Below are 1,743 nucleotides of genomic sequence, written 5' to 3'. Positions count from 1 at the left end.
CTTTCCTGCCGCGCCGCATGACGATGACGCGGTCGGCGACGTCGAAGACATCGGGCATGCGGTGGCTGATCAGCACCACCGCGATGCCCTGGTCGCGCAAATGGCGGATCAGGTTCAGGACTTCGGCGACCTGGCGCACGGAGATCGCCGCGGTCGGCTCGTCCATCAGCACGATCTTGGCCTGCGACAGCATGGTGCGGGCGATCGCCACCGCCTGGCGCTGGCCGCCCGACATCTGCTTGACGAGATCGCGCGGGCGGGTCTCGGACTTCAGTTCGGCGAAGAGCTGGCCGGCGCGCTTGTACATGGCGGCATAGTCGAGGATGCGGAACGGACCGACGCCCCTGCGCAGCTCACGGCCGAGATAGACATTGGCAGCGGCGGTCAGGTTGTTGCACAGCGCCAGGTCCTGATGGACGATCTCGATGCCGTGCTGGCGGGCCTCCGCCGGCTTGTGCAGGACAAGCTCCCTGCCGTCCAACTGCATGTTGCCATGGCTCGGGCGGAAATTGCCGGCGATCATCTTGACCAGCGTCGACTTGCCGGCGCCGTTGTCGCCCATCAGGCCGACGACCTGGCCAGGCTCGATCGACAATGACACGTCGTTGACCGCCTGGATGGCGCCGAAATGCTTCGAGATGTTGGTGAGTTCGAGAACCGCCACCAGCCTAATGCCTCCCTGTTGCGGCCTGCGGTTCTGCCGCGGCCCCGCTCTCCCCGGCTCCCCCGGGAACGGCGATTTGGCGCATTTACGCAAATGCTCATGCAGGCGTCAATCAATTGTCGGACGAATTGAAGGAATGTTTTTGCAAAAATCCGTTTTGTAGGACAAATAGCAATTGACGTTGGCCGCAAGCCGATATTACCTAAGCATCGGAGGAAGATTATGCCGATCTTTCGACCCGGCTGGGCGGGCGGAATCGGCGGGCGCGATACCGGTCCGGGACTTGGCGGCAGTTCTCGTCAGCGCGGTTCGGCATTGCATCTGGAAATGCTTATCGACCTGGACTGGCGGGGCACGAGCGCTCGTGAAACGATGCTCTGTTTTCGCGCACCGGGTTGATCTGCGTGGCGGGCACGCCGTGCCCGTCTGTTTCAAGGGAGGACTGATATGAGGAAATCACTTTTGCTCGCCGCTGCCGCCGTCATGGCGTTGGGCGCCGGGCCGGCACTGGCCAAGAAACAGCTCGTCATTGTGGTGAAGGGGCTCGACAACCCATTCTTCGAAGCCATCCACCAGGGCTGCGAGAAGTGGAACAAGGAAAACGCCAGCTCAGAATATGAATGCTTCTACACCGGCCCGGCATCGACTTCGGACGAGGCCGGCGAGGCCCAGATCGTGCAGGACATGCTGAGCAAGCCCGACACGGTGGCGATGGCGATTTCGCCTTCGAATGCGCCGCTGATCGCGCAGACGATCAAGACCGCCAATCCCTCGATCCCGATCATGACGGTCGATGCCGACCTTGCCAAGGAAGATGCGGGCCTTCGCAAGACCTATCTCGGCACCGACAACTATCTGATGGGCAAGAAGATCGGTGAATACATCAAGAAGGCCAAGCCCAATGGCGGCAAGATCTGCACCATCGAGGGCAATCCGGCGGCCGACAACATCCTGCGCCGCGCGCAAGGCATGCGCGACGCGCTGTCGGGCAAGGACGGTCTCGCCGCGCTTGCCGGCGAAGGCGGCTGGACGGAAGTCGCCGGCTGCCCGGTGTTCACCAATGACGACGGCGCCAAGGG

2 protein-coding genes are annotated in these 1,743 nt (G+C 62.7%); one reads left to right on the top strand and one right to left on the bottom strand.

The features are described from left to right. The coding region (locus tag EN780_RS33480; RefSeq protein ID WP_133372859.1) for an ATP-binding cassette domain-containing protein at positions 1–664 on the bottom strand (664 nt) is incomplete at its 3' end. Positions 665–1,111: 447 nt separating this feature from the next. On the opposite strand from EN780_RS33480, the gene EN780_RS33475 reads away from it, so the two are divergent. Beyond that, a partial coding sequence (locus EN780_RS33475; RefSeq protein WP_133372858.1) for a substrate-binding domain-containing protein occupies positions 1,112–1,743 on the top strand: 632 nt, incomplete at its 3' end.

This window comes from Mesorhizobium sp. M4B.F.Ca.ET.089.01.1.1 (genome assembly GCF_004022605.1).
GTDB lineage: Bacteria > Pseudomonadota > Alphaproteobacteria > Rhizobiales > Rhizobiaceae > Mesorhizobium > Mesorhizobium abyssinicae.
This window is presented reverse-complemented; position numbering and strand designations above follow the sequence as displayed.